The sequence below is a fragment of the Staphylococcus sp. FSL W8-1207 genome, assembly GCF_038003745.1.
Lineage (GTDB): Bacteria > Bacillota > Bacilli > Staphylococcales > Staphylococcaceae > Staphylococcus > Staphylococcus equorum.
The window spans coordinates 1,851,094-1,872,936 of the sequence record NZ_JBBOPU010000001.1 but is presented as its reverse complement, the minus strand read 5'-3'; the positions used below and the strand labels follow the sequence as shown (position 1 = coordinate 1,872,936).

The 21,843-nt window shown below is 33.0% G+C and carries 22 protein-coding genes; 16 read left to right on the top strand and 6 right to left on the bottom strand.

Annotated elements, in window-relative coordinates; all coding sequences use genetic code 11:
• Nucleotides 1–104 precede the first annotated feature (104 nt).
• Nucleotides 105–548 carry a MarR family winged helix-turn-helix transcriptional regulator gene (locus NSR03_RS09495; protein ID WP_021339407.1) on the bottom strand — a complete coding sequence of 148 codons (444 nt, stop codon included), beginning with the start codon at nt 546–548 and terminating at the stop codon, nt 105–107.
• Nucleotides 549–772: 224 nt separating this feature from the next.
• Between NSR03_RS09495 and NSR03_RS09490 the strand changes: the two genes are divergently transcribed.
• The 5 genes from NSR03_RS09490 (at nt 773) to mdh (ending at nt 4,687) form a co-directional block, all read left to right on the top strand.
• Nucleotides 773–1,699, top strand: a complete 927-nt coding sequence (locus NSR03_RS09490) for a CobW family GTP-binding protein (RefSeq protein ID WP_069820623.1) — start codon at nt 773–775, stop codon at nt 1,697–1,699.
• A gap of 31 nt (nt 1,700–1,730) precedes the next feature.
• Nucleotides 1,731–2,639, top strand: coding sequence for an aldo/keto reductase (locus tag NSR03_RS09485; protein WP_002512085.1), 909 nt, complete (start codon nt 1,731–1,733; stop codon nt 2,637–2,639).
• A 25-nt stretch (nt 2,640–2,664) separates the two neighbouring features.
• Nucleotides 2,665–2,964, top strand: coding sequence for a hypothetical protein (locus NSR03_RS09480; RefSeq protein ID WP_002508341.1), 300 nt, complete (start codon nt 2,665–2,667; stop codon nt 2,962–2,964).
• Between the two features lie 59 nt (nt 2,965–3,023).
• Nucleotides 3,024–3,635 (top strand): DedA family protein, encoded by a 612-nt coding sequence (locus tag NSR03_RS09475; protein WP_069820624.1) that lies wholly within the window; start codon nt 3,024–3,026, stop codon nt 3,633–3,635.
• 116 nt (nt 3,636–3,751) lie between these two features.
• Nucleotides 3,752–4,687, top strand: coding sequence for a malate dehydrogenase (gene mdh, locus NSR03_RS09470; RefSeq protein WP_064783101.1), 936 nt, complete (start codon nt 3,752–3,754; stop codon nt 4,685–4,687).
• A 343-nt stretch (nt 4,688–5,030) separates the two neighbouring features.
• Here the strand turns inward: mdh and NSR03_RS09465 are convergent, their stop codons facing one another.
• From NSR03_RS09465 to NSR03_RS09455, 3 genes are all read right to left on the bottom strand, one after another.
• Nucleotides 5,031–5,306 carry a hypothetical protein gene (locus NSR03_RS09465; RefSeq protein ID WP_021339412.1) on the bottom strand — a complete coding sequence of 92 codons (276 nt, stop codon included), beginning with the start codon at nt 5,304–5,306 and terminating at the stop codon, nt 5,031–5,033.
• On the bottom strand, nt 5,303–5,920 hold the full coding sequence (locus NSR03_RS09460) for a DUF1361 domain-containing protein (protein ID WP_021339413.1): 618 nt from the start codon (nt 5,918–5,920) through the stop codon (nt 5,303–5,305). The genes NSR03_RS09465 and NSR03_RS09460 overlap by 4 nt, the downstream gene beginning before the upstream one ends.
• 407 nt (nt 5,921–6,327) lie before the next feature.
• The gene (locus tag NSR03_RS09455) at nt 6,328–6,747 is read right to left on the bottom strand and encodes a PPC domain-containing DNA-binding protein (RefSeq protein ID WP_069820625.1); all 420 of its coding nucleotides are present in this window, start codon (nt 6,745–6,747) and stop codon (nt 6,328–6,330) included.
• A 195-nt stretch (nt 6,748–6,942) separates the two neighbouring features.
• On the opposite strand from NSR03_RS09455, the gene norA reads away from it, so the two are divergent.
• The 11 genes from norA (at nt 6,943) to NSR03_RS09400 (ending at nt 20,246) form a co-directional block, all read left to right on the top strand.
• Nucleotides 6,943–8,103 carry a multidrug efflux MFS transporter NorA gene (norA, locus tag NSR03_RS09450; protein WP_064783100.1) on the top strand — a complete coding sequence of 387 codons (1,161 nt, stop codon included), beginning with the start codon at nt 6,943–6,945 and terminating at the stop codon, nt 8,101–8,103.
• A gap of 243 nt (nt 8,104–8,346) precedes the next feature.
• Entirely contained in the window at nt 8,347–9,087 is a 741-nt protein-coding gene (locus NSR03_RS09445; protein WP_002508335.1) for a hypothetical protein, read from the top strand.
• A 174-nt stretch (nt 9,088–9,261) separates the two neighbouring features.
• Complete coding sequence (gene galU, locus NSR03_RS09440) at nt 9,262–10,134, top strand: UTP--glucose-1-phosphate uridylyltransferase GalU (protein ID WP_069820626.1); 873 nt, start codon at nt 9,262–9,264, stop codon at nt 10,132–10,134.
• An 82-nt stretch (nt 10,135–10,216) separates the two neighbouring features.
• A complete protein-coding gene (gene ybaK, locus NSR03_RS09435) occupies nt 10,217–10,705 on the top strand; it encodes a Cys-tRNA(Pro) deacylase (protein ID WP_002508333.1) in 489 nt (162 codons plus the stop codon).
• Between the two features lie 220 nt (nt 10,706–10,925).
• The gene (locus NSR03_RS09430) at nt 10,926–11,684 is read left to right on the top strand and encodes a DeoR/GlpR family DNA-binding transcription regulator (protein WP_069820627.1); all 759 of its coding nucleotides are present in this window, start codon (nt 10,926–10,928) and stop codon (nt 11,682–11,684) included.
• Nucleotides 11,681–12,604, top strand: a complete 924-nt coding sequence (gene pfkB / locus NSR03_RS09425) for a 1-phosphofructokinase (protein ID WP_046465068.1) — start codon at nt 11,681–11,683, stop codon at nt 12,602–12,604. The genes NSR03_RS09430 and pfkB overlap by 4 nt, the downstream gene beginning before the upstream one ends.
• 1 nt (nt 12,605) lies before the next feature.
• Nucleotides 12,606–14,537 (top strand): PTS fructose transporter subunit IIABC, encoded by a 1,932-nt coding sequence (locus NSR03_RS09420; protein ID WP_021339417.1) that lies wholly within the window; start codon nt 12,606–12,608, stop codon nt 14,535–14,537.
• A gap of 218 nt (nt 14,538–14,755) precedes the next feature.
• Complete coding sequence (nagA, locus tag NSR03_RS09415; protein ID WP_046465069.1) at nt 14,756–15,913, top strand: N-acetylglucosamine-6-phosphate deacetylase; 1,158 nt, start codon at nt 14,756–14,758, stop codon at nt 15,911–15,913.
• A 303-nt stretch (nt 15,914–16,216) separates the two neighbouring features.
• The gene (locus NSR03_RS09410; RefSeq protein ID WP_002508328.1) at nt 16,217–17,566 is read left to right on the top strand and encodes a hemolysin family protein; all 1,350 of its coding nucleotides are present in this window, start codon (nt 16,217–16,219) and stop codon (nt 17,564–17,566) included.
• A gap of 223 nt (nt 17,567–17,789) precedes the next feature.
• The gene (locus NSR03_RS09405; protein WP_069820628.1) at nt 17,790–18,629 is read left to right on the top strand and encodes an aldo/keto reductase; all 840 of its coding nucleotides are present in this window, start codon (nt 17,790–17,792) and stop codon (nt 18,627–18,629) included.
• A gap of 552 nt (nt 18,630–19,181) precedes the next feature.
• A complete protein-coding gene (locus tag NSR03_RS09400) occupies nt 19,182–20,246 on the top strand; it encodes a glycosyltransferase family 2 protein (protein WP_064783094.1) in 1,065 nt (354 codons plus the stop codon).
• 497 nt (nt 20,247–20,743) lie between these two features.
• On the opposite strand, the gene NSR03_RS09395 is transcribed toward NSR03_RS09400, so the two are convergent.
• Entirely contained in the window at nt 20,744–20,995 is a 252-nt protein-coding gene (locus tag NSR03_RS09395; RefSeq protein WP_021339421.1) for a GlsB/YeaQ/YmgE family stress response membrane protein, read from the bottom strand.
• 64 nt (nt 20,996–21,059) lie between these two features.
• Nucleotides 21,060–21,653, bottom strand: coding sequence for a hypothetical protein (locus NSR03_RS09390; protein ID WP_064783093.1), 594 nt, complete (start codon nt 21,651–21,653; stop codon nt 21,060–21,062).
• Nucleotides 21,654–21,843: the final 190 nt, after the last annotated feature.

Sequence of the window (21,843 nt, the reverse complement as noted above, 5' to 3'; positions counted from 1 at the left end):
AGCTCAAACACATTTGTGTTTGAGCTCTCATTATAAATCAAGTATATTTAATGAATAAATTTAGATAGAAGAACTATCTAATGTTTACCATTGCCATTGAAAAATTATTTTGCTTTTTCTTCTGTGAAGGCAGTGATTACTTTTGAAAGTAATCGATTTAGTTCTTTAGATTCATCTGAGCTTAATGAAGATGCTACTGCAACGTCTTGACAAGCTGTATCTAATTCAGGGCGAATTGCTTCGCTCTTATCAGTTAAATGAATGAATACTTCACGTTGATCGATTTCAGAACGCTCGCGTTTGATTAGGTCAACTTGTTCCATTCTTTTAAGTAATGGAGATACAGTACCTGTATCAAGTGCCAATTCAGTAACGACTTTCTTAACATTGACAGGTGACTCAGCCCATAAGATTGTTAAAACTAAAAACTGTGGATAAGTCAATTTGTATTTCTTAAAGACATTATTTGAATAATAGCGATTTACTTGTCTTTGAGCATTATACAAACTGAAACAAAGTTGTTCTTTTAAATTAAGTGGTTCAGACATAAAGTTCTCCTCCAGACATTCTATCCGTTTTCTTCTGTATCGGACCTGAATCCGTCTTATGATGTGTGTGTGACACTTCCTCAAACACTTTTGCACTGTGCCATGCTAAAATGTAGTGTACGTATAAAGTTTAGAAGAAATTTAAAATTTTATCAAGTAAAAGTTTAATTATACGAATAATTGTACTTTTATGCAGACATTTGTATCAAGAAATGAGTGGTTATATGAAAAAAATTAAAAATCCAAAAACGTCAATTACAATCATAACAGGTTTTTTAGGTAGTGGAAAAACTACATTTCTCAGTAATTATGTAAAATATTTACTAAGTAATGATGAAAACCCGAGTATCATCGTAAATGAATACGGTAACTTAGATGTAGATAGCCGTGCAATCAGCGATGATATTGAGGTTGCGTCAATATTAAATGGTTGCGTATGTTGTGACTTGCAACAAGATTTAATAAAACAATTAAAACATTTTCTAAACAAAAGTGCAATGCACCATATTATTATTGAAGCGACAGGTATAGCACACCCAATCGAAATAATTGCGGCATGTCAAGATCCTGAAATCGTCGCAAGCGTTAATCCACCAGTGGTTATTGGCTTAGTCGACGCTCCAAGATTTTTAACCAGAGCCCAATATACTCATAGTACAACACAATTGATGGAAGAACAATTATATGCAAGTCATACAGTTGTAGTCAATAAAATGGATTTAATTGATGAAAAAGAGAAAGAACGTATAAATGAAATTTTTGAAATTAATCCATATGCACCGACATTTTATACGAGTTATGCAAATTTAGATATGGAGCAATTAATTTCAGTAACGCAAAATAAAGGACAAAATATAGAACAACATACACATCATCATGGGATAAATAGTATGCAATATCAGTTTTCTGGACCAATAGATAGGCAACTATTCTATCAATTTATTTTACGCTTGCCAGATAATGTTTTAAGATTAAAGGGATACGTAAAGTTTCGTGATATGCCAAATGATACATATGAATTTCAATATGCGTTTGGTTTGCCAGACTATCAAGTTATTGATGCATCCATGCCTTTAACCATTGTGCTTATAGGTGAACAAATAGATGTTAATCGCATACGCAATCAATTAGACATGCTACAATTCACTTAATTTTTTAAATATTAAAAGGGGTGTTGGTAATATGGATAAAGTAAAGATTAATCAACATGTTTCATTTTCAAAAGTAATACAAGGATTCTGGAGAGCAAAAGATTGGCAGTGGACACCACAACAATTAAATCGTTACCTTAATGAATTAGTAGAACGAGGTATTACTACTATGGATCATGCTGATATATATGGTGGGTACTCATGTGAAGGTATATTTGGAGAGGCATTGAAATTATCTCCTCAATTACGTGAACAAATGGAGATTGTTACTAAATGTGGTATTGTGCTGCCATCAGAACGTATACATGAAGCAGACGGTCACCGTTATGATCATAGTAAGCATCATATTCAAAAGTCTGTAGATCGTTCTCTACAAGAGTTGCAAGTAGATTATCTGGATTCACTACTTATTCATAGACCATCACCTTTGATGGATCCACAAGAAGTGACTGAAGCAATCACTGCTTTAGTTAACGAGGGGAAAGTGAAATCATTTGGAGTTTCTAATTTTAATAAATCAGAATATGATTTATTGAGCAAACATCTTGTTTCTGATAAGTTGCATATTACATTAAACCAATTAGAAATTTCGCCATATACTATAGATGTACTTGAAAATGGCCTAATGAATCATATGTATAAAGATAATGTTAAAATGATGTCATGGAGTCCTATGGCAGGCGGTAAATTATTCGATTTAGAAGATGAAAAATCTGTTCGAATTATGGCCGTGATTTCCCCCCTAGCACAAAAATATCATACTAGTGTGAATGGCATTGTAATGGCATGGTTAAATAAACATCCAGCAACAATAATGCCTGTATTAGGCACTCATAAAATAGAACGTATTGACGAAGCAATAAAAGGTTTAGAAGTTACAATTACAGATCAAGAATGGTTTGATATTTATACAGCGTCCCTAGGCCACGATATCCCTTAAAGTACATATTGAAGGAGCGTAACTAATGAATACACAGAACGAACAACATCAAAGAAACCAACTTAAATTTCAACGTAATTTTATTAATTTCCCATTTTTAGGATTTGCACTTGTCATCGCAATTTTAAATTTAGCATTTCCTGATATAACTTTAATGATGACGCTATTTGGATTGTTTTTCTTTTATAACGCGGGTATTTTATTTGTAGCGTTTATAAAACATTACAAACGTACTGCAATACTAGCGTTAATATTAACGATTTTATCTATGGCATTATTTGGTGCATCACTATATTTATATGCAGCGGCAAATAATTTACTTTAATTTATGAACGTCCAGAGAAATAAAGGTTATGTATTATCGAACAAAATAGGAGGAAGTAAATGGAACAGTGGATTACACAATTTATGGAACAATATGGATATTGGGGCATAGGCCTACTTATCTTTTTAGAAAATATATTTCCACCAATTCCATCTGAAATCATTTTAACGTTCGGTGGTTTTATGACTACCCAATCTGGATTAGGCTATATTGGTGTTCTAGTTACCTCAACAATTGGTTCTGTAGTCGGAGCGATTGTGTTATATGGTATAGGCGCTTGGATTGGTGAACGTAATCTCTACCGTATTGTAGATAAATATGGAAAGATTTTACGTTTGAAGACGAAAGATTTAGATAAGACAATTCAATGGTTTGAAAAATATGGTTATTGGACAGTCTTTTTCTGTCGCTTTGTTCCTTTATTGAGAAGTTTAATTTCAATACCAGCTGGTTTAACACGTATGAATATCCCCTTATTCATACTATTTACTACAGTAGGTACTATCATTTGGAACGCAGTGTTAATTTATTTAGGCCAAGCCGTAGGTGGTAATTGGCACACGATTGTTTATTATATGGATATATATTCTCGTATTATTTATATTATTTTAGCTATTTTAATTATTTTTGTCATTTGGAAATGGTTCAAACGACAAAGAACGCAAAAATAAGATTGATATTCTCCCCAGATTAAATTTTAGATTCTTATGATTTAAATAGCGCGATACATATTTTGAATGTTATAATAAACATACAATATGTATTGACGATATAGGGGGATTGCATTATGACAAAGCAAAAAGTTTCGATAATAGGTGCTGGAAATACTGGCGCAACATTAGCTTTTATTGTGGCCCAACAAGAACTCGCAGATGTCGTACTCATTGACCGTCCAGAGAGTGAAGGCCTTGTGAAAGGAAAAGCACTAGATATATTAGAAAGTAGTCCGATATATGGTTTCGATGTTAATGTAACAGGTACTATTGATTATGCTGATTCAGCGAACTCTGATGTAGTTGTCATCACTGCTGGTGTGGCACGCAAACCTGGTATGAGTCGTGACGATTTAGTTCAAGTCAACGAAGCTGTGATGCACGATGTAACGAAAGAAATTGTAAAATATTCACCTAATTGCAAAATAATCGTACTTACAAATCCTGTAGATGCCATGACTTATTCTGTATTACAAGCCTCTGGTTTTCCAAAGGAACGTGTAATCGGACAATCGGGTGTCTTAGATACAGCTAGATACCAAACATTTATTGCAGAAGCACTTAATGTATCGGTTAAAGATATCAGAGGATTAGTGTTAGGCGGCCATGGCGATACGATGTTACCTTTAATAACATCAACAAATGTAAACGCCGTGCCTCTGAATAAACTTCTGAACAATACGCAAATTACACAGATTGTAGAGCGTACGCGAAAAGGAGGCGCAGAAATCGTAGAATTACTTGGAAGTGGTTCAGCGTATTATGCACCTGCATCAGCGGTCTACAGTATGGTTGAAGCAATTTTAAAAGATCAGAAGCGTTTATTACCAAGCATTGCATTATTAGAGGGAGAATACAGTTTCTCTGATATATGTTTAGGCGTACCAACAATTTTAGGATCTAAAGGTATAGAGCGTATCGTAGAATTACAATTATCTGAAGACGAACAGGCACAATTACAAGTTTCTGCAAACGCAGTTACAGAAGTAAAAAAATCACTCAAACAATAAACAATAGTGAAATATACTAAGAAAGATTATTAGAACTATGAGGCTGAGACAAAATACATGTCTCAGCCTCAATCATTAAATTAGCAGTGGCTGAGTGAATTGAAAATGCCCTTTAGTTCTTATGCAAGAGTTTAAGCTCTTGTATGCCATTTGCTAGGCAGACTTGTGGGGCGGGCATATTAGGTCAAATTACAACTTTTGATTTATGTATTACCACCCGATTTTATTTCAATATAAAAAAGGGCTATTAAGGTTCCGTTATGGAACCTTAATAGCCCTTTATTCAATTTAAAATTATGATCTAGATTTACTTACTTATACTTATAATCCAAATTCGAATTAATTACAATCTAAAAATACAGATGTATAAAGCAACATATTCAAAAAATGTTAATATATACATATATTTTAGTCTTACTCTTACATTTTTTGGTACGTCCCAATTAGGGAAACGGCGTTCGTAATAAAATAATTGTAAATAAAATAATCCAATACCTAAAGGGAGACACATGAGTATGATACTACGAGTATATGAAAATCCTATATCATGCAATAGATGTCCAATAATTAATTGAAATACGATAAGCACAATAAGCAAAATTATAATGTTAAATGTCATCTTGCACTTCGTACCCCTTTCGCAAATAAAATTAATATGCCTTGTAATACTACAAGCAACAGCACAAAGCATATTGCTTCAAGATTTAAATTTGACCATACTTTATTGATAATGCGAAGCGGTTCATTAATAAGGTAGACTGAATGTAAACGTAAGAAACGTCCAATATAAATGCCTAAACCGTTTAAAAACATCATTGCAATGATTATTGTTCTATTTAACCAGAGGTAAGGCGTGAATTTTTCCATTTCTAAAAACATTAAAATTAATAAATACAATGCAAGTAACACTGCTGATACTAGAAAAGTGAAATATGCCCATTCTACTAATATTAAACCTTGATAGAAATTGAATGTAAATTGATTTAAGTGAATTAAATCTGTAACCATATAAAGTGTGTTAGGCACCATAAATAAGAAAATAAGAGCAAAAATAATAAATAGTGGCCATTCATATTTATGTACAGGTTTAAATAGATTTAAGAGTAAGCATAGTTCAAATGGCACATATGCTAGAAATAAATTTAAAGTCATAAATTGATAGTAATCATTAAAGAAAATAGAAATAATGATTAATATTAGAAATACCGTTCTAGCGATATAACGAGCCTTCATAAATACACCTACTTTCTTTCTGAATAAAGCATTTAAATATATTGTGGAAATTACTAGTAATAGCAATTTTATTGAAAAAATGCCAATAAAAATTCCCTCTCTCAATATTAAAAAAGCTAAGGGAAAATTAACTCGTATTTTTGAATATGAGATTATATAATACATTTTTTGAATGTAAATATCAATGATAATGATGAATTGTTATTAACTAAATGATTTACGGTTGAATAAAAAAAGAATGATTGTAGTTATAAATACATTTTAAAAAAACGACTAAATGAAAGGTTAATTGTTTTAGCTAGAAAAGAAGTAAAGACTGATGAATCCATATATGCGGAACCTTTCATCAGTCTTTAATGAGTCGATAGTGCAATTAATCTACGTGTGATCCACTGGTTAGGATGCAGTTATAAATTTAATAAATTAAGTCCAATTGCTTCATCATGTTTACGGTTAATATCTAAGTCGGTCATAGTGATTACAATTTCGGCTGTAGCTGAAACGACCGCTTTCGTTAAATGACCACTAAGTGTTGCGTAAGTTTTAGTCCCAAAGGTTGCATGTAAATGCGCAAATGGTTTGTCATGGATGTGAGAGATATTACCTAAAAGACTAATTAATTCTAATGGTTCTTCAAAGGATTTTTTCTCATAAGTTTTAGTGTCGATGTTATAAAAATTAAGTTCTACATCATCACAAGCACCAATGCCACTTACTGTACCGAATTTACCGCCTTGTTCTTTAGCTATATCTGTCACTGCTTCTACAATGTCTTCGCCACGTTCTAAAACAAGCACAATTGTCTTTCCGTCAACTTGATATACCATGTGAAACCTCCATTCTTAAAATTGATTACAACTATAGTATACAAGTTCTTTTTTATAGTTTATATAAAAGTGTTTAGATGAACAAAATTTTCTATTGTATTTTGATGTATAAATGTTATAAAATACTCTAATATTATATATATATTAAAAGAACGTATCATGATATGAATGGTATAAACGAATGGAGTGAGAAACGTGAATAAGCAATTTGTAATTTTATATTTTAATATTTTCCTAGTCTTTTTAGGTATTGGTTTAGTTGTTCCAGTTCTTCCTGTTTATTTGAAAGATTTAGGATTAAAAGGTAGCGATTTAGGGGTTCTTGTTGCCGTCTTTGCATTAGCTCAAATGGTTATTTCGCCATTTGGTGGGACGTTAGCAGATAAATTAGGAAAGAAATTAATTATTTGTATTGGGTTAGGACTTTTTGCAATATCAGAATTCTTGTTTGCCGCTAGTCATACTTTCTCACTCTTAATTGTGTCTAGAATTCTTGGTGGGTTCAGTGCTGGTATGGTTATGCCTGGTGTTACTGGAATGATTGCAGATATTTCAATAGGTAAAGATAAAGCTAAGAATTTTGGCTATATGTCAGCAATTATTAACTCTGGCTTTATTTTAGGGCCAGGTATAGGTGGCTTTCTTGCAGAATTTTCTCATAGGCTACCATTTTACGTAGCAGGATTTAGTGGCTGTTTAGCATTACTGCTTTCTATTATCTTGATTAAAAATCCTAAAAACGAAACACAAGATGGATTTACAGTGTATCAACCTGAATTACTTACAAAAATTGATTGGAAAGTCTTCCTTACACCAATCACCTTAACACTTGTGCTCGCTTTTGGATTATCAGCATTTGAAACATTATTCCCATTATATACAGCAGATAAAGCACATTATTCACCTTTAGATATTTCATTTGCAATTACAGGTGGGGGTATATTAGGTGCTGTATTCCAAGTATTCTTCTTTGATAAATTTATGAAACATTTTAAAGAACTCACATTTATCAATTATTCGTTGATATATTCAGCAATTGTATTACTCGCTTTGACATTTGTGGATGGTTATTGGTCTATCATGGTAATCAGCTTTATTGTGTTTATTGGTTTTGATATGATTAGACCTGCAATCACGAATTATTTTTCTAATATTGCAGGAGATCGTCAAGGTTTTGCAGGTGGTTTAAATTCCACTTTTACGAGTATGGGGAATTTTATAGGACCTTTAGTGGCTGGGACGTTATATGACGTTAACTTTGAATATCCTTTATATATGGCAGTTGCAGTAATGATACTTGGTATGTTTGTTATACTAGTTGAAAAAATGATAAGAACGAATCTTAGAAAATCATAACTTAAAAAGATAAATAAAGTAGAACGTACGTAGACTCATTCACGTACGTTCTTTTTAATTTATATAATTTTAGCGTTATATGACTCGCAATATGACATTAAGATTAAATAAAGTCATATTGCGTAATATTAATGTTACAGAGATTACGATTGGTTTAAATTGTGGTCTATATAAGTTTTAAGTTAATAAAATATGCTAATATGTAGGAAATATTAAAAAAGTAATGTAAGTAAGGGGATGAATTTGAAAAATTTAATTTTATCAATTATGGCATTCCTTCTTGCTTGTTGTTTATGTTTTCTCTTATTTATAGCTACAAATCAACAAGCACTAGCAAAAGTTCATGAAACAATTTCTAGTTGTTCAAACAATGATAAACGAACTGAAACTAAAGGTGACGACAATCACAACAGTGATAATACTATTAGTGCAGCAGTGAAAGATGTTGAACAAGAAGAACCTTATAATGCCGAAGCATATGTACCAATAGCTAAAAAAACGACACACAATTTAAAAAATAATGAAATCGGGAATTCTAATTTACCCAAGTTCTCCGAAGCACAAAAAGAAGCACAAACACTTGTGAATAAAGATAATAATGCTGCTAATGCATATAATGATTATGGTATTGATCGCACATGCCAAGGTGCCTATTATTATATTTTTACTTTTGAAAACAAAGAACAGCCCAACACTTTTTATAGAGTTACGGTAGATAAAAATAATAAAGCGCACATTTTTGATAAGTCATATCGCGTGAAAGAGCAACAAACTTCTAATACACCTAGTATTTCACCTCAAGAATCAAAAGTAATTGCTGAAAAGTATGCTAAAGATGAACTCGGTGAGAATGCAGTTCTCAAAAATGTTAAAACATCTAAAGAAGGTATGTTTTATACTTTTTATGAGTCTAAAACAGAAAAAGAATATAAAGTGGTAGTAAACAAAGTGGGTGACGTAGTTCGTCAGCCATCGTTAAATTAAAAGTAAAATATAAGTCGCGTAAACTGATGATAAAATGGAGTTGCGCGGCTTTTTTTATGCTATGAAATTAGTATAAAGCAGTAAGTATCAATGTTATGATAATATTATCAATTGAAATGAGTGCAAACTATATAAACCAAGATTAAAATATTTTAATGAAAAGGATGAGCATTTTTGAAAAAGATAAAAAAAGCAATCATACCTGCAGCTGGCTTAGGAACAAGATTTTTACCAGCTACGAAAGCTATGCCAAAAGAAATGTTACCTATATTAGATAAACCTACAATCCAATACATAGTAGAAGAAGCAGCACGAGCAGGCATCGAAGATATCATTATAGTTACTGGTAAACATAAACGTGCAATTGAAGACCATTTTGATAATCAAAAAGAATTAGAAATGATTTTACAAGATAAAGGAAAAACGGACTTACTAGAAAAAGTAAAATATTCTACAGAACTTGCTAATATATTTTATGTAAGACAAAAAGAGCAAAAAGGTTTAGGTCATGCTATTTATTCTGCACGCCAATTTATAGGTGATGAGCCATTTGCGGTGCTTTTAGGTGATGATATTGTTGAATCTGATAATCCAGCCATTAAGCAATTGATAGAAGCTTACGAAGAAACTGGAAAGTCTGTGATCGGTGTACAAGAAGTAGAAGAAGACCAAACACATCGCTATGGTATTATCGATCCATTAGAAAAATTAGGTAGAAAATATGAAGTGAAAGAATTCGTTGAAAAACCGAAACAAGGCACTGCGCCGTCTAATTTAGCAATTATGGGTCGCTATGTTCTTACAGCTGATATTTTTGATTATTTAAAAACTCAAAGCAAAGGTGCAGGTGGAGAAATTCAACTTACGGACGCAATTGAAAGATTAAATAAACATGATCAAGTTTATGCTTACGACTTTGAAGGTGATCGATTCGATGTAGGTGAAAAATTAGGTTTTGTGAAAACTACAATTGAATTTGCTTTAAAAGATGAATCTATGCATGAAGAATTAACTCGTTTTATAAAAAAATTAGACTTAGATAAATAAATCTTAGATTTTAAATAAAAGTATGAATGATATCAGTTATAACTTAGTGAACTATTACTAACATATGATACGAGGTGTTGTAATGAAGGAAGTTAAAACAAATGCAATGCGTATGCTCGATCGCTTGAAAATTGAGTATTGCGTCAATACTTACGAGGTATCAGAAAGTCATATGGATGGAAAGACTGTAGCTGAAAAAGTCGGCGTAGATGTATCACAAGTTTATAAAACACTCGTGTTAGAAAATGCTAAACATGCGCACTTTGTATTTATTATTCCTGTAAATGCCTCTCTTGATATGAAGTCAGCAGCGCAAGCAGTTAATGAAAAGAAATTACAGTTAATGCCACTTGATGATTTAAAAAAAGTGACTGGCTACGTCCGTGGCGGTTGTTCTCCGATTGGTATGAAACGGCAATTCCCAACAATTATTGATCGACAAGTTGAAGAAATAGATGCTATCTATGTCAGTGGTGGAGCACGTGGTACACAAATTAAAATAGATGTAGCGCATTTAATTAGAACAACACGAGCCAAAGTTAAAAAAGTGACACATGATGAACATAATTAAATATTATTAAGCTAATGACCATAAAGTAACGGATTATTTCCTGCTTTATGGTTTTTTGCTTTATGAAATAAAAACTGATTTGATTTTTAAAGCAGATAGCTAAATGAAGAGATTTTGAAAAAATGTGTCATATTTTTGATTGATTTTGATTGTTTTTGGTAAATAATGATTGAAAAATGAAAACGGAAACATTATAATGGTGTTGAGATGAGGTGAAGCGATGATTACGGAAAAACGCCACGAGTTAATATTGGCTGAATTGTCACAAAAAGACTTTTTAACACTACAAGAATTGATTGATCGAACAGGTAGTAGTGCCTCAACAGTTCGTCGCGATTTATCAAAATTGCAACAAATGGGAAAGTTAAAAAGAATACATGGTGGCGCAAAGCTAAATCAATCATCTTTGTTAGAACCTAATTTGGCTGATAAAAGAAGTACTAATCTAAGAGAAAAACAAGAAATTGGGAGATTAGCAGCGAGCCAAATAGATGATGACGATTGTGTGTTTTTAGATGCGGGTTCAACAACTTTAGAAATGATTCCATATATTAATGCAAATGACATTATTGTAGTGACAAATGGTTTGACGCACGTAGAAGAATTATTAAAACGAGGTATTAGAACACTCATCCTTGGTGGAGAAGTGAAAGCAACAACATTTGCTACAGTAGGTACGAGTGCACTGAAGACGCTGAATCGATATCGTTTTGATAAAGTGTTTCTCGGTATGAACGGTATTGACATGAAATATGGACTGACTACACCAGATGAACAAGAAGCAATCATAAAGCACCATGCTATGGAATTAGGAACGCAAGTTTATGTATTAGTAGACCATGCTAAATATGAAAAAGTATATTTCGCACATGTGCCTTTACTAGAGAATGTGGCGTTAGTCACTTCTGCAAAAGCGATGCAAGGCGTGACTTTTCAATATTATGCTGAAAAATATAATTTTATTGGAGGAACATTATGATTTATACAGTAACCTTTAATCCTTCTATTGATTACATTATGTTTTCAAATGAATTTGAACTTAATGGGTTAAACAGAGCAACTGAAACAAATAAATTTGCAGGTGGTAAGGGCATAAATGTTTCAAGAGTTTTAAAAACATTAGGTGTTCAATCTACAGCGTTAGGTTTTACCGGGGGATTTCCAGGTCGATTTATTGAAGAAACATTAAAGCAAGCAGAAATTGATACAGATTTTGTGCATGTTGATGAAGATACGCGTATTAACGTCAAATTGAAAACAGGTCATGAAACAGAAATTAACGCGCCAGGACCTAATATAACTCAATTACAATTCGAAGCCTTATTAACACAAATCAGCAGTACTTCAGAACACGATACAGTTATTGTTGCGGGTAGCATTCCTAAAAGTGTACCTGCTAACGCATACGAACAAATTGCGGAAATCACACAAGATACAGGCGCGAAACTTGTCGTTGATGCTGAAAAAGAACTCGTTGAATCTGTTTTGAAATATCACCCTTTATTTATCAAGCCAAATAAAGATGAATTAGAAGTGATGTTCGATACGACTATCAATTCAGATAAAGAAGTAATGAATTACGGCCGTGAAATTTTGAAAATGGGCGCGACTTCAGTCATTATTTCTCTCGGTGGAGATGGAGCTGTATACGTAGACAAGCAACATAGTTACAAAGCACTTGTACCAAATGGTCAAGTAGTAAATACAGTAGGCTCAGGTGATAGTACTGTAGCGGGGATGGTTGCAGGGCTAAATTCTGGTTTATCTATTAAAGAAGCATTTAAACAGGCTGTATCGGCTGGGACGGCAACAGCATTTAACGATGACTTGGCAACGAGGACGTCTATTGAAAATATTAAATCACAAGTAATGATTACAACATTAGGTGGGAGTGAATAAGATGAGAATAACCGAGTTATTAACAAAAGATACAATTGCAATGGACCTTTCTTCAACAGAAAAAAATGGTGTTATTGATGAGTTAGTGAATCAACTCGATAAAGCGGGCAAACTCAATAATGTAACAACGTTTAAAGAAGCAATTCATAATCGTGAATCACAAAGTACTACAGGTATTGGTGAAGGTATCGCGATACCCCATGCAAAAGTAGCAGCAGTAGACACACCGGCGATTGCATTCGGCAAATCAAAAACAGGTGTTGATTATCAAAGTTTGGATATGCAACCTGCACATTTATTCTTTATGATTGCAGCGCCAGAAGGTGGGGCACAAACTCATTTAGATGCATTAGCTAAGCTATCAGGTATTTTAATGGACGAAAAAGTGCGTGAAGATTTACTTCACGCAAATTCTCCACAAGAAGTGCTTCAAATTATAGATAAAGCAGATGATGAAGCGACCGAAGAGGAAGAAGCAGAAACACAAGCAGCTGCGACTACACCAGCAACAGATTCGGATGAACCCTATATCTTAGCTGTTACGGCATGTCCAACAGGTATTGCACATACTTATATGGCTCGTGACGCTTTAAAAAAACAAGCTGAAAAAATGAACGTAAAAATAAAAGTTGAAACGAATGGTTCAGGTGGCATAAAAAACCACATTACTGATGAAGATGTTCGTCGCGCAACTGGCGTCATTGTTGCAGCAGATGTAAATGTGGAAACAGACCGTTTTGATGGTAAAAATGTTGTGGAAGTACCAGTTGCAGATGGTATTAAACGCCCTGAAGAACTGATCAATATAGCACAAGATACTTCTCGTAAACCATTTGTAGCCAAAGGCAATCATAAAGCATCAAATCAGTCTGGAAGTAATGAAAAACAAGGCTTTGGTAAAACAATTTATAAACACTTAATGAATGGTGTTTCCAATATGTTACCGCTTGTTATTGCCGGTGGTATTTTAATGGCAATCGCTTTCTTATTTGGACCAAACTCGTATGATCCAAATAGTTCTGAGTATAATGCATTTGCTGAACAATTATGGAATATTGGTAATCAGAGTGCCTTTGCGTTAATTATACCAATTCTCGCTGGTTATATTGCGCGTAGTATTGCAGATAAACCAGGTTTTGCAGCTGGTTTAGTTGGTGGTATGTTAGCAATTTCAGGTGATGCAGGTTTTATCGGAGGTATTCTTGCAGGTTTCTTAGCAGGTTATTTAACACAAGGTATTAAGAAACTTGTCAGCGGGTTACCTCAATCATTAGAAGGTTTGAAACCTACATTAATTTTCCCAGTATTATCAGTAACAATCACAGGTTTAGTAATGGTTTATGTATTAAACCCTCCAGCGTCGTGGTTGAATAATTTACTACTTAATGGTTTAGAAGGTTTATCAGGAACGAATATTATGCTCTTAGGATTAGTCATTGGTGCAATGATGGCTATCGATATGGGTGGACCATTTAATAAAGCAGCATACGTATTTGCGACTGCAGCGTTAACAGAAGGCAATGCTGCACCAATTACAGCTGCAATGATTGGTGGTATGGTACCACCAATCGCAATTGCAACAGCGATGTTAATTTTCCGCAAGAAATTTACTAAAGAGCAAAAAGGTTCTATCGCACCAAACTATGTAATGGGATTATCTTTCATTACAGAAGGAGCAATTCCGTTTGCAGCAGCTGATCCACTAAGAGTTATTCCATCAATGATGGTGGGTTCAGGGGTTGCAGGTGCAATCGCATTAGGACTAGGTTCTTCAATTCAAGCGCCACACGGTGGTATCTTTGTGATAGTAGGTACTGATTTCAGTCACGTGATACAATCACTTATTGCAATTGTTATAGGATCAATCGTAGGTGCAATCATTTATGGATTGTTAAAACCAAAAGTGACGGAAGACGAAATACAAAGTTCTTAAGTTACAGCTAACTAGTGTATAAAGTTTTATAAAATGAATAAACTTAGAAAAACCAGTAGAAGCTCACAAGTTAATGAGTATTTCTGCTGGTTTTTATTTATATGTAATACTGAAATTCAAAAACTTTTGAATATAATAAAAGACTTAAGTTTGGTAAAATAAAAAGCGAAGTGTTGAAATAGACACATTGGGTAAAACAAAGAAAAGAAGGTAGAGAAATGGCTGAATATGTGATTGAAAATGGGAGAATTTATACTGAAGAAGAAATAATAGAACGCGGATATATTATTGTTAAGAACGATAAAATTACTGACGTAGGCAAAGGGGATTATGAAGGTGCGTTAACAACTTATGATGCTCAAGGTCAGCATGTTTTACCAGGGTTTATAGATATTCATATGCACGGTGGCTATGGAGAAGATGCGATGGACGCATCATATGATGGATTGAAACATTTAGCAGAATCACTATTATCTGAAGGCACAACAAGTTTCTTAGCCACAACAATGACACAATCTGACGAGAATATTACAAAAGCATTAGAAAACATCATCGAATATCAGAAACAACAGAACGTTCTAAAAGCAGCCGACATCGTAGGCATACATTTAGAAGGACCATTTATTTCTGAACATAAAGTAGGAGCGCAAAACCCAGCCTATGTGCAAAGACCCTCTATAGAAAAAGTACAACAATTTCAAAAAACAGCTAACAACCAAATTAAAGTGATCACATTTGCTCCTGAGGTTGAAGGTGCTCACGAAACATTAGAGGCGTTACATGATCAAATACGTTTTTCTATTGGTCATACGGTTGCAACTTTTGATGAAACAAATGAAGCGGTAGCACGTGGCGCTAAACATGTGACGCATTTATATAATGCTGGAACTCCATTCGAGCATAGAGAACCAGGTGTTTTTGGTGCGGCATGGACCAATGATAGCTTAAGTACTGAACTTATCGTGGATGGTATTCATTCACACCCTACAGCGATTCAAATTGCTTATAAACAAAAGGGGAATACACGCTTTTTCTTAATTACTGATGCAATGAGAGCGAAAGGTATGCCAGATGGTGAATATGATTTAGGCGGACAAAACGTTATAGTAAAAGGTTCTGAAGCTCGATTAGCATCTGGCGCACTGGCGGGTAGCATACTGAAAATGAATGAAGGACTGAAAAATCTAATACAATATACGGGTGATTCACTAGATAATTTATGGCGAGTAACAAGTTTAAATCAAGCAATCGCATTAAATATTGAATCGCAAAAAGGGAGTTTGAAGGTCGGAAAAGACGCAGACATCGTTATAGTAGATGATGAAATTACAGTCCAAACTACTATAAAAGCAGGCGAAATACACAAATTTTCTTAATAACAATCTGAAATTTAACTCACTTTAAAACGTGTTATGTAAAGTGTAAATTGAATCAAAAAGTTGACGCGACTTAAAATTTGCGTTTAAATGTTAAGTTAGAGAAATAAAATTTCGTACGTACAAATTACATGATGACTTAAGATTGTGATAAAATAGAAGAAATGCGTATTTTTCGGGAGGTGTCACAAATGGGAAGGATTTAGTATATAATATGAAAATGCAACATAGCAATAAATCTTATGTACGGTCACCTATTGTGACACGATATTTGGAGGTGAATCCCTAGAAATAGGGAACTAATTGGAAACTGTGACCATAATAAATTTAGCATTATTTGTTTTTTTAATAGCATTAACAACGGTATTCGTAGGATCGGAATTTTCATTAGTGAAAGTCCGCGCGACAAAAATTGAACAACTCGTAGCAGAAGGCAATGGTAATGCACGTATAGTAAAAAAAATGATTAAAAACTTGGACTACTACTTATCAGCGTGTCAATTGGGTATTACAGTGACATCTTTAGGATTAGGTTGGTTAGGTGAACCGACCTTTAGTAAATTATTACATCCATTATTTGAAGCAGTTAATTTACCTGAAGCCTTAACAACGACAATTTCATTTATTGTCGCATTTATTATTGTGACCTACCTGCACGTAGTACTCGGTGAACTGGCACCAAAAACGTTGGCCATTCAACATACTGTGAAAGTAGCATTGATATATGCTAGACCATTGTATTACTTCGGTGCCATTATGAAACCGTTGATCTGGCTAATGAATGGTTCTTCAAGAATGATTATACGTATGTTCGGTGTAGATCCTGATGCGAATAACGATGCAATGTCAGAAGAAGAAATAAAAATTATAATAAACAATAGCTATAACGGTGGCGAAATAAACCAAACAGAATTGGCTTATATGCAAAACATCTTCTCATTTGATGAGAGACAAGCCAAAGATATCATGGTGCCTCGTACACAAATGACTACATTGAACGAACCCTTTAATGTAAATGAGCTATTAGACACAATTAAAGAACATCAATTTACACGTTACCCGATTACAGAAGATGGGGACAAAGACCATGTAAAAGGTTTTCTTAATGTAAAAGAGTTTTTAACAGAATATGCTTCAGGCAAACCTATTAAAGTAGGTAATTACATTCATGATTTACCAATGATTTCTGAAACAACACGTATTAGCGATGCGTTAGTTCGTATGCAACGTGAACATGTTCATATCAGTTTGATTATTGATGAATATGGTGGTACAGCAGGTATCTTGACGATGGAAGATATTTTAGAAGAAATCGTTGGCGAAATTCGTGATGAATTTGATGACGACGAAGTAAACGATGTTGTAAAAGTAACAGACAGCAGATATCAAATTAGTGGTCGTGTATTATTAGACGATTTAAATGATGAACTCGGCATTGAATTTGCTGATTCTGAAGACATTGATACAATCGGTGGTTGGTTGCAAGCACATAATACAAACTTACAACAAAATGATTATGTCGATACTGAATATGATCGTTGGATTATATCAGAAGTCGATAACCATCAAATTATTACTGTTTTATTAGAAGTTGAATACAATGCAACACGTCCCACACCTGAAGATAATGAAGACAATGAAGATAACGATTAATCATTGTCTTATATATTTAAAGCTATCGATAAAGTCTCTGATTTTGTCGATAGCTTTTTTGTATATGTGTTTCACATGAGAAGGCTTAGGTTACTACCATAATAGTGGTGGCGTTGATATTGAAACAATTATGCGTGATACATGTATTACGTATTGCTATAATGATTAGAGTATAACGATATATCTTTATAATAATTTCAACTTAGTTGAAGGGGGATTAATTATGTTAGAAGACGTGTATTATTTAAATAATGGTTATCCAATGCCGAGAGTGGGTCTTGGAGTATATAAAATTGCAGATGAAGAAATGGCACCTGCAGTAACAGCTGCTTTAGAAGCGGGTTACCGTGCATTTGATACTGCTTATTTTTATAAAAATGAAATAGCGTTAGGCAAAGCATTAAAACAATCTGAAATAGCGCGCGAAGATTTATTTCTTACATCAAAAATTTGGAATGATTACCAAGGTTATGACAATACAATCGAATTTTTCACAAAATCGATAGAAAACCTAGGAACAGATTATTTAGATTTATTTTTAATACATTGGCCATGTGAAGCGGATGGTTTATTTGTTGAAACTTATAAAGCAATGGAAAAATTATATGAAGAAGGCAAAGTCCGAGCAATTGGTGTCTGTAACTTTAATGCGCACCATTTAGAAAAATTAATGTCCCAAACTGATATCGTACCTGCTGTGAATCAAATAGAGGTGCATCCATACTTTAATCAACATGAACTACAAACTTTTTGTAATAGGCATGATATCGCTGTGACAGCATGGATGCCCTTGATGAGAAATAGAGGTTTATTAGAACACGAGTTGATCACAGATATGGCAAGCCGCTATGGTAAAACACCAGCCCAAATTGTATTGCGTTGGCATTTGTCACATGATCGCTTAATTATTCCGAAATCAAAAACACCAGAACGCATTAAAGAAAATTACGATATTTTCGACTTTAATTTAGAATTGACAGATATTGCTGAGATAGATCGTTTGAATTGTGATGACCGTCAAGGAAATGATCCAGATAATGTACGTATAGGTAGTTTGAAATAAGAAGTGATACAAGAACCTAGAGCATAAATATTTCAAGCTCAAATAGAAAGCATCAATCTATTAGTTTTTTCTAATGGCTTGGTGCTTTTAATTTTTATAATATGGATTGAGTCAGTAGTTCTGACTTATTCTATTCCTTATGCGCCAGTACTTTTAAAAAGCGATGTGCTATATATATGTATAATAATAAGTATTGAAATAGTTCTAGTAGCGATAATAAAGGGTTTTGTTTCCAAATTCATCAAATAGTTGATAGACTAAAGTTACAAATTATAACTTTTAATGATTTTAATACTGAACAATATTAGTAACCATATTTAAATTTCAATGTATTATCTTATTTTGTAACGCTTAAATCATTTTACTCTGTTTTTTAAGATCTATCTAATTTAAATGATTATATATTTTTAAAAAATAAGTTGTTTAAGTTAAGTTTGGGCAATAAATATTAAGGCTATATAAAGATTGTGTAAATCTAATTGGTTAGTATAGCATTATAGTGATAAAAATTGATAAAGTGAAATTGAAGTAATTGAAATGAAGGTGTTTAATATGCAAATAAGAGTTATAGTGCCCTGTTATAATGAAGGTGAAGTAGTATTAAAGACTTATCAACGTTTGACTGAGATATTATCAAAAGATAGTCAACATCATCAATATGACTATGATTTACTATTTGTAGATGATGGTAGTAAAGATCAAACAATAAAATTTATTCAAGATGTAGCGACTAAGGATAATCATGTGAAATTTATTTCGTTTAGTCGCAATTTTGGAAAAGAGTCTGCGATGATTGCAGGTTTCCAAAATAGTGAAGATTGTGACGCAGCAATTATGATAGATGCTGATCTGCAACACCCGCCTGAATTAATACCCCAAATGATTGCTGGCTATATGGACGGTTATGATCAAGTTGTTGCGAAGCGTGACAGAAAGAATGAAAAACCAACTAGAAAATTCATGACAAGATTGTATTACAAAATGATTAATCGTTTTGTAGAAGATATTAAATTGGAAGATGGTGTCGGCGATTTCAGATTGCTGAGTCAACGTGCAGTGCATTCATTGACTGATTTAGATGAATACAACCGTTTTTCAAAAGGGCTATATGAATGGATTGGGTATAACACCAAAGTGTTTACTTATGAAAACGTAGAAAGAGAAGACGGGGAATCTAAATGGTCATTTGGTAAATTGTTAAATTATGGTATTGATGGCTTGATATCCTTTAATAACAAACCCTTACGTGCAATGATTTATCTTGGTTTTATTGTGTTCTTTATCAGTCTATTGTATATCGGTTATAGTTTTGCAGGAATTGTGTTTAATGGTATTGAAACACCAGGTTATTTCTCAACTATTGCTGCAATATTACTATTAGGTGGTATACAAATGATTTCAATTGGAATCGTTGGTGAATATATTGGACGTATTTATTATGAGGTCAAACAACGACCGAAATATATTGTACAAGCATCGAACTTAAATTGTTCAAGTCAACGAGTGGAACGTAGCTTTGAAGAAACTATGAATGAGCGTTTTAAACAAGATCATCAAAATTATGAAAGTAAGATAAATGAAAGTGAAGAAGAGAAAAAACTTGTTAAAAATAGATAATAATTAAAACTTAGATGTTTTAAAGTGCGAGTAGGACAAAAATTTATTTTTAAATAAGATTTCGTTGTATGAGCCAAGCTCGGCAAAGATGACTAGAAAATGGAATACAAGAGCTGAAGTGCGCGCATAATAACAACTTAACTTTATAGATGAAGTAGTGTGGTTATTTAAAATATTGATATGAGTGCATTTTCAATTCAGTCAGCCACTGCCAAATTAAAAAGTGAGGTTGAGACAAAATACATGTCTCAACTTCACTTTTTTTTGTACACTTTCTGTAGGCGCAGTATCAGCATTTAGTATCCGTCTAGTGCTTTATTAACTAGTAGTTAGGAGTCAGTCATCATCAATAGCCTTTTCAATTGGCATTAAATAATGGAATTAATAAACACAGATTGACTCAAGAGAATTAATAGCTATAAAAAATAAACCAAGTGCCTTTGCAGCATTTGGTTTATCGCCTTGATTTAAATTATTAATGTTTTAGATTAGTAATTTTATTTTTTACGTAATTTACCGAAAATAAATGAAACAATTGCTACTAGAATAATTGTCCCAATAAGTGCTGGGAATATTGCGATGCCACCTAAATGCCAACCCCAATCACCAAGTAACCAAGAGCCTAGTGCGGAACCTACAATACCAGCGATAATATTACCTAAAATACCACCTGGTATATCTTTACCTACGATGCCACCAGCTATCCAACCGATTAAACCACCGACTATTAACATAAGTATAAAGCCCATATTGTTTTGCCTCCTTTATTATTCGTTCGACTTCTAATCTATACCACGAAATATAAAAGGTTAATCATTTATGTGAAGAAAATATATTCTGCCATAATAAGAATGATATAAATAATAAATGAATAATTAAAAAAGCATACCAATAAGGTGTTAATAGTGTCATTACTGATGATGATGCAATAATTAATATTTGGCCCACAAAAATAGGGCGTCGAATACGATTCATAAATTTAAGTTGTTCTTTTTCCTTTGGTTGAAATGTGCTATAAAAAAGCATGATAGCGCCTATGATAAAAATGGCTGGGGCTAAATAAGGAATAGACATATAAAATGAATCATGACTTGTACTATAAGTAAGTATTAAGGATGTACTCATTATAATAGTAAGAACAATCGCAATAAATTTTTGATCTGTTATAACGTATACAGTTACTTTTCTATTTATATACAATTGTAATATGGCCCAAATGATGAGTTGCGCACTTGTATAAAATGCGATGTAGTCATATTCACCGACGAGAAATAAATTGATGAGACCATTTACAGATAAAGCAATGAGTATAGAGCTAAACTTAAGTTGTTTGAAATTCTGACGATATAAATCAATTCCAAGAATAATTAATACCGCAGCTATATTTATAATTATATTTATTAGCATGTTGCTCTCCTAACCTAGATACTTCACTGCAACATTATACCAATTAATATTACGTTAATCATTTAATAACAATTAATTATTTAAATTTACATAAAATATTAGGTCAAATAGAAATAAATATGTTTTTCTTATATATATTAGCAGTGATAGTTATCCTAACGATTTAAAGTCACTAAAATGAGTGACACCG

Bases quoted from the DNA above. Each gene is read 5' to 3' on its own strand.
- NSR03_RS09495 (WP_021339407.1), bottom strand. From the start codon at position 548: ATGTCTGAACCACTTAATTTAAAAGAACAACTTTGTTTCAGTTTGTAT.
- NSR03_RS09490 (WP_069820623.1), top strand. From the start codon at position 773: ATGAAAAAAATTAAAAATCCAAAAACGTCAATTACAATCATAACAGGT.
- NSR03_RS09485 (WP_002512085.1), top strand. From the start codon at position 1,731: ATGGATAAAGTAAAGATTAATCAACATGTTTCATTTTCAAAAGTAATA.
- NSR03_RS09480 (WP_002508341.1), top strand. From the start codon at position 2,665: ATGAATACACAGAACGAACAACATCAAAGAAACCAACTTAAATTTCAA.
- NSR03_RS09475 (WP_069820624.1), top strand. From the start codon at position 3,024: ATGGAACAGTGGATTACACAATTTATGGAACAATATGGATATTGGGGC.
- mdh (WP_064783101.1), top strand. From the start codon at position 3,752: ATGACAAAGCAAAAAGTTTCGATAATAGGTGCTGGAAATACTGGCGCA.
- NSR03_RS09465 (WP_021339412.1), bottom strand. From the start codon at position 5,306: ATGACATTTAACATTATAATTTTGCTTATTGTGCTTATCGTATTTCAA.
- NSR03_RS09460 (WP_021339413.1), bottom strand. From the start codon at position 5,920: ATGAAGGCTCGTTATATCGCTAGAACGGTATTTCTAATATTAATCATT.
- NSR03_RS09455 (WP_069820625.1), bottom strand. From the start codon at position 6,747: ATGGTATATCAAGTTGACGGAAAGACAATTGTGCTTGTTTTAGAACGT.
- ybaK (WP_002508333.1), top strand. From the start codon at position 10,217: ATGAAGGAAGTTAAAACAAATGCAATGCGTATGCTCGATCGCTTGAAA.
- NSR03_RS09430 (WP_069820627.1), top strand. From the start codon at position 10,926: ATGATTACGGAAAAACGCCACGAGTTAATATTGGCTGAATTGTCACAA.
- pfkB (WP_046465068.1), top strand. From the start codon at position 11,681: ATGATTTATACAGTAACCTTTAATCCTTCTATTGATTACATTATGTTT.
- NSR03_RS09420 (WP_021339417.1), top strand. From the start codon at position 12,606: ATGAGAATAACCGAGTTATTAACAAAAGATACAATTGCAATGGACCTT.
- nagA (WP_046465069.1), top strand. From the start codon at position 14,756: ATGGCTGAATATGTGATTGAAAATGGGAGAATTTATACTGAAGAAGAA.
- NSR03_RS09405 (WP_069820628.1), top strand. From the start codon at position 17,790: ATGTTAGAAGACGTGTATTATTTAAATAATGGTTATCCAATGCCGAGA.
- NSR03_RS09400 (WP_064783094.1), top strand. From the start codon at position 19,182: ATGCAAATAAGAGTTATAGTGCCCTGTTATAATGAAGGTGAAGTAGTA.
- NSR03_RS09395 (WP_021339421.1), bottom strand. From the start codon at position 20,995: ATGGGCTTTATACTTATGTTAATAGTCGGTGGTTTAATCGGTTGGATA.
- NSR03_RS09390 (WP_064783093.1), bottom strand. From the start codon at position 21,653: ATGCTAATAAATATAATTATAAATATAGCTGCGGTATTAATTATTCTT.